Annotated in this window: 2 protein-coding genes and 3 pseudogenes; 2 read left to right on the top strand and 3 right to left on the bottom strand. The window is 59.4% G+C overall.

Features of this window, described 5'->3' with window-relative positions; translation table 11 throughout:
• A partial coding sequence (locus WS91_RS06105; RefSeq protein ID WP_156432297.1) for an RHS repeat-associated core domain-containing protein occupies window positions 1-2,574 on the top strand: 2,574 nt, incomplete at its 5' end.
• Between the two features lie 284 nt (window positions 2,575-2,858).
• Window positions 2,859-3,912: pseudogene (gene istA, locus WS91_RS06100) on the top strand (IS21 family transposase); the annotation flags it as partial.
• A gap of 912 nt (window positions 3,913-4,824) precedes the next feature.
• Here istA and WS91_RS32260 read toward each other — a convergent pair.
• The 3 genes and pseudogenes from WS91_RS32260 to WS91_RS32250 form a co-directional block, all read right to left on the bottom strand.
• A pseudogene (locus WS91_RS32260) lies at window positions 4,825-5,328 on the bottom strand (hypothetical protein); the annotation flags it as partial.
• A 592-nt stretch (window positions 5,329-5,920) separates the two neighbouring features.
• On the bottom strand, window positions 5,921-6,034 hold the full coding sequence (locus tag WS91_RS32255; RefSeq protein WP_063889484.1) for a GpE family phage tail protein: 114 nt from the start codon (window positions 6,032-6,034) through the stop codon (window positions 5,921-5,923).
• 8 nt (window positions 6,035-6,042) lie between these two features.
• A pseudogene (locus tag WS91_RS32250) lies at window positions 6,043-6,120 on the bottom strand (phage tail assembly protein); the annotation flags it as partial.
• Window positions 6,121-6,197: the final 77 nt, after the last annotated feature.

The following is a 6,197-nucleotide window of genomic DNA, read 5'->3' as shown; positions in this document are numbered from 1 at the left end:
CCGAACTTTGCTTACGTGACGTCGGTTGCTGGTGGCGCGTTGTGTACCGTCAGTGTCGACGCCGGCACGAGCTGGGCACTGGCCGATGTCGATGGCCGTCCGGTTTGGGCGTGCGATGCCCGTGGCACCGTCTCTACCTGGACCTACGATACGCTCGGCCGCCCGTTGACAGCTATCGAGACAGTGGGTGATACGGCACCCGCCGTTCGTGACGCCTGGATCTACGGCGAAGCCGAAGCCGATGCGCAAGCGCACAATCTGCGCGGCCACTGCGTGCGCCGCTACGATAGCGCAGGGCGACTTACATGGAGCGGCTTTCGTCTCACCAGCGCGCCGCTCGCCGAGACACGCCAGTTGCTAGCCGGCGCTGAGGCTGACTGGGCGGGCAACGATGAGGCCAAGTGGCCGAGAGTGTTGGAACCGACTTCGTATACGACCACCTGGACACACGACGCCACCGGAGCCTGGCTGACGCAGACCGATGCAAAGGGCAACGTGCAAGCTTGTGCCCACGATGTTGCGGGCCAGCTGGCCAGGAACAGCCTGACGCTGGCCGGTGGTGGAACAGCGCAGCCAGTGCTCAGATCGATCGAGTACAGCGCGGCGGGCCAGGTGCTGAGCGAAACGGCGGGTAACAGCATGGTCAGCACCTATGAATACGAGCCCGAGACGCAGCGGCTCACGCGGTTGACCGTGACACGTCCGGCCCAGGCGGGCCGCGCCAGGGTTCTGCAGGATCTGCACTACATCTATGATCCGGTCGGCAACGTACTGAGCGTGCACGACGACGCGCAGGCGACAACCTACTGGCGCAACCAGCAAGTCGACTCGACGCGCATCTACACCTACGATGCGCTATACCAACTGATGTCTGCGACGGGCCGCGAAGCCGTTCAGCGCGGCCCGCAAGGGGCAGCGCTCCCGCTGCCGACAATCCCGCTACCGAACGACAATTCTGTCTATACGAACTACGCCCGCACCTACACGTACGATCGCGGCGGCAATCTCACCGGGATCCAACACCGTGGCGCAGCGAGCTACAGCTACATACAGGCGATTGTGGTGTCCGATCGCAGCAACCACGCGCTTCAGCAAAACGCCGAAGGCACGATCGTGCCGGCCGATGTCGACGATGGAACCTGGTTCGATGCGGCGGGCAATCAGCAAGTCCTCCTGCCGGACCGGACCCAACCGCTCGCGTGGAACGGCCGCAACCGCCTTGCCGGCGTCACGCTGGTGCAGCGCGACGGCGGTATCGACGACCGTGAGACGTACCAGTACGGTGCCGACGGCATGCGGGCGCGCAAGCGCACCACCACGCACACGAGCGGCACCACCCGCACGGCCGAGGCGATCGTGCTGCCGGGGCTGACGCTGCGGGTCACGCGCAGCGACGACGGGCAAACCGTGAAGGTGGTGGAGGCGCTGCAGGAGGTCCGGCTGGACGCGGGCCGGGCCGGCGCGCGGGCGCTACACTGGGAGACGGGCCTGCCGGCCGGTCTCGCGAACGATGCGCTGCGCTTCAGCCACGGGGACTTGATCGGCTCGGTCGGGCTGGAGCTGGACGCTCAAGCGGACCTGATCAGTCGAGAGGAATACTACCCATACGGGGGCACCGCAGTGTGGACCGCGCGCAGCCAGGCCGAGACGGACACCAAGTACGTACGCTACTCAGGCATGGAGCGCGATGCGACTGGGCTTTACGACTACGGCTGGCGCAGCTATCAACCTTGGCTCGGCCGATGGCTCAACCCCGATCCGGCCGGGGCTATCGATGGTCAGAACCTCTACAGGATGGTTGGCAATAGGCCAATTATCTTGCGTGACTCACTTGGATTGGCTCCTCAACCTCTAGACGACGAACACTCCTACGCGCAGCTAGCTAATGCATTTAGAGTCGGTGACATCGTTTACGGTCTTGATGTGCCGAGAAAAAATGCCCTCTTCGTTTTGAAAAATCAGGGCTTTTCTCGAGTTGGCGGGAATTTCACGCAAGATGGTAAACCCCTTAGATGGATCAAGTCAATTATGCCAAAAAGTTGGCGCTCGCCGAAGCGAAACATATTGACTCAAAATGATATCACCAATGCCGTCTGGAACCAGGAGCGCCCCAACGATTATACGGAAGATCGGGAAATTTCAAAGAATCTGCATGATTCGGCGCGCGCCATTTCATTTAAAAATTTTCTGGAAAGTCATGGTCGATATAACGTAAAAAATGACCCTTTAACGAAACGCCATCCACTGGATGCAGTGGAGATATTTAAAAAGACCAGTAAGGCGGGCCTTGAATTTCAGATATTAAAAAGAAAAATGGTCGTCCATTTTGTTGTTGATGTTATCGAGGAAAATATCGAGGTGGTTGCAAAAAAAGAAAAAGGGTATGGACAAAGCATTACATCAAGTGAGTTGCGGTGGCTATATCGACATCGAGAATTGTGGCAGATTAAGAAATATGTTAATTTCTGGAAAGAAGATGGCCTGGTTGATCAGGATAAATTCTTTTCCAGGTGCGAGTGGTCCGCATATCAACCAAAAAATCGAGGTGCGAAGGAAAATAAAATTAACCAATGATTTTGTGCGGGTTGGGGGTAAGTCCGCGGCGATTTCATCTTGAATGCGGGCGACGGAAACAAGAAGCATCGTGTCCATTAATATCTTTGATGGACAGGTGAGGTCGGCCGAAGAAAATGGAAGCCAACGTCTCGTAAAATCGAGAAGCGGAGGCATGTAATGTCAGCGTCGGATAGATACTCCCCACTTTCGTCGAAGTAATTTTCCCCAGTTTTTTATCTGACGGCGCCGCGGTAGCGGCGCCGTCCTGTCGATCGCCGACCATATTGCCCTTGAGATCCGTCGTGGGGGTGTCGGTGGTCGAGCTGGAGGAAGTGATGACGATTCTGGAATTGCATCGGCAAGGGCTGAGTATTTCGGCCATAGCTGCTCGACTGAGTATGGACCGCAAGACCGTTCGTAAATACATCAGGAATGGCGTTCAGGCGCCGCGTTACGGTCCGCGCGCGCCGCGACCGTGCGTGGTCGATCCGTTCGTCCACTACGTCACCGAACGTGTCCGCGAGTTTCCCGACCTGAGCGTCGAACGTCTGCTGCGCGAGATCCGGGCCATGGGGGATACCGGCGGCCGCACGGCGCTGGGCGATCTGATTCGCGAGGTCCGGCCACCCCGCCAACGCGGCTTCGAGGTGCGCTTTGAGACGCCCGCCGGTCATCAGGCTCAAGTGGATTTCGCGCACTTCAATGTCGAGTTCGGTGACGCGCCTGGCCAGCGGCGTTCGATATGGCTGTTCTCAATCGTGCTTGGGCACAGCCGCTATCTCTGGGGACGCTTCGTCGAGCATCAGGATCTGCAGACCGTCCTGCGCTGTCATACGGAGGCATTCGAACACCTCGGCGGCGCTCCGCGCGAGATTCTGTACGACCGGATGAAGGCGGCCGTGCTGGGCGAAGTCGAGAAGCACATCGTCTACAACGCGAAGCTGGTCGCGTTTGCGCAGCACTACGGCTTCGCGCCGCGCGCCTGCAAGGCGTATCGCGCCAAGACCAAGGGCAAGGTCGAGCGGCCGTATCGCTATATCCGGCAGGACTTCTTCCTGGCGCGTCGCTTCCAGAATCTCGCCGACCTGAACCGACAGTTGCGCGAGTGGCTCGACACTGTGGCCAATGTGCGCGTGCATGGCACGACGCACCGCGTCGTCGCCCAGCACTTCGGTGAGGAGCGCCCCGCACTGCAGGCGTTGCCGGCCGGCACCTTCAACGGCGTGATCCGGCTCGAGCGGCGCGTGAGCCACGAAGGCCTCGTCTCGGTCGGTGGCAATTACTACAGCGTGCCCGATCGTACGCGCAAGCGCGTGCTCGACGTCCACAGTCTGGCTCACGAGATCCGTATGTCACGGATCGGCGTAATGGCGCCAGAAGAAACGGGGGTAAAACGCGGAGACAGAGAAACAAGACCTTCGAAGCAGACTAGTGGTTGGCCGGAAACGAAATGGCCGACGCGAATTTGATGAGGCGGCACGGCAGGAGCTGGTCGAGCTATGCCTGAAGCCGGGTGTGTCCATTGTCCGTGCGGCCATGGACCACGATGTCAACCCGAACCACGACGAAGCGAAAAGCGGACAGCTGAACTTAACCGTCATACAGCTATTTATGTCGATAATTTACCTTATGTCAAATCACTGAAGTTAGCTGAAACTGGCATTTCTTTTGGGTACGTCGCTTGACTGTCAGTTTTGTCTTACAAATAGTTACAGAATCTAACGCGGTCCTCCCCAATGAATGCCGCCGCTTCCCGTCACGGCGCGCTGCCTGATTTCCTCGCGCTAACTGACGGCCTCACCATCCGCCAAATTGCCGAAAAGCTCCGGTGTTGCACGCGAAGCGTTCGCAATTACATTGCCGGTCGCTCGCCGATCCCGTGGCATCGGGTCGAATTGTTGCGACTGCGTGAAGTCGAGGCAAACGCTTCGCAAGCGGCAAATCAAGCTCTTGCTGACGAAATCCCTGTCGAATCGACGATCGAGCCCGATCCGTCCACACCTGACGTGACGCCCGCCGAAATTCTCGCGTGGGTCGGCGTACACGCGCCGCAGTATCTGTCGAGCCAAAGAAGCTTTCGCATGTACGTCCGCGGCTGGAACGTCGCTGACAAGATCCAGTTTTCAAAGGCGCAAGGCACATTTGCCGCCATTCTGACGAAATGGCGCTTCCTTGTCGTCGATTTGCCGCGGTCATGGAAGTCATGGTGATCCGGTGGCGTCTTCGCCGACATGGACTCGCCAGCATACCGCTGGCGCGGCAACGATCCATGGCCTCGTTCGCGAACTTCATCTGCGACAGGATCGGCGCGGCCATCTGCGCGTGATGCTCGTCGGCGAAGATCGTCATCGAGTCGCGCATCATGGTCAGATTGTCGGTGTAGCTCGAACCATGCACCTTCATGCCACGGGCGAACTTCTCCGCGTCCCGCGTCGACTGCTCGCCCAGGCCGAGAGCCTGAATGCGCGCAATTTCGTTCTGCGCTTTCTTGGCTTCGTCCAACGTGCCGCCCAAGCCGCCGAGGACGCCGGCGCCGGCGGACTTGGCCGCGTAACCGCCGATCGCCATGCCGCCGGCGACGCCCTGTAGCGCCTGCATCTTGCCGCGCGCCGCGCCGAGCTTCTTCTCACGCTCGGCCATGACTTCGAGCTGGCGCGTCTGCGTCTGCATCGCCGCGGTCGTCTGCACGATGTTCGCGCGCAACGTGCGTTCGTGCTCGGCAAGATGGCGCGTGCTGATGCCCGCCGCCGTCAATCCGGCGCGTGCATCTCGCAAAGATCGAAGCTTTTCAACGTGAGCCTGTCGCAGCTTGTCGGATGCACGCGTCGCTGCATCATATTGCTGCCGTAATGCTCGCAGTTGGTTCGCATTGATCGGCGTCTGGCTGGCGAGCTTCTTCTGCTCGGCTTCGAGTCGCTTGATTTCCTGCCGTGCCTTGAGCTGCTCTGCAACGAGCTGCCGATATTCAGCGGCCAGAACAGACGCCCCGGACTTGTTGCCCGTGAGTCGGTTCATGGTTTGCATGACTTTGGCGGTTCGGTCGAATTCGGCACGTGCCGCCTTCAACTGGCTCGCATTCTCAAATTTCCGGCGGGCGGGCCCCTCCAACGCGTCCAACTGCAATCGCAATTGCCGAGCCCGATCGCCTGCATGTTGCATTTCGACACTGCTAGCCTTGATGCCACGCTTCAGGTCCCGGAATCCGTCGAGCTTCTTCTGCTCACGATTGAGCGCCGCGAGTTGCTCGCGGCTTTCTTTGATGGCAGTTGACATCCCCTTGCTGCCGGCCAACATGTTCTTGAGGGGCTTCGTCATGTTGTCGATCATGTCGAACATGACGCGCAGTTTCAGGCGTTGTCCATCGTCACTCGTTTCCGCTACGTATCCGGGCGCGCTCGCGCCAGTCCATCAATTCGGCCAGAGCAAAGCCGTTCATATCGCGCGGCGTCCAGCCAAACACCGTCGCGATATCGGCCATGGCATCCTCTACGCGTTCGGGAATTCCATGCTCGCTTTCAGCGCCTTCGGCATCAAAAAACCCGCGAAGATGCCCCCCAATGCAACGTAAGCGCGAATTTAACCCCACCTAGAATCGAAAGCTGAACGAGCGCAGGCTTGCGTCCGCAACTACAACTTGCGGA

Source organism: Burkholderia sp. MSMB1498 (assembly GCF_001526245.1).
GTDB lineage: Bacteria > Pseudomonadota > Gammaproteobacteria > Burkholderiales > Burkholderiaceae > Burkholderia > Burkholderia savannae.
This window is presented reverse-complemented; position numbering and strand designations above follow the sequence as displayed.

Bases quoted from the DNA above. Each gene is read 5' to 3' on its own strand.
- WS91_RS32255 (WP_063889484.1), bottom strand. From the start codon at position 6,034: ATGGCCGATATCGCGACGGTGTTTGGCTGGACGCCGCGCGATATGAAC.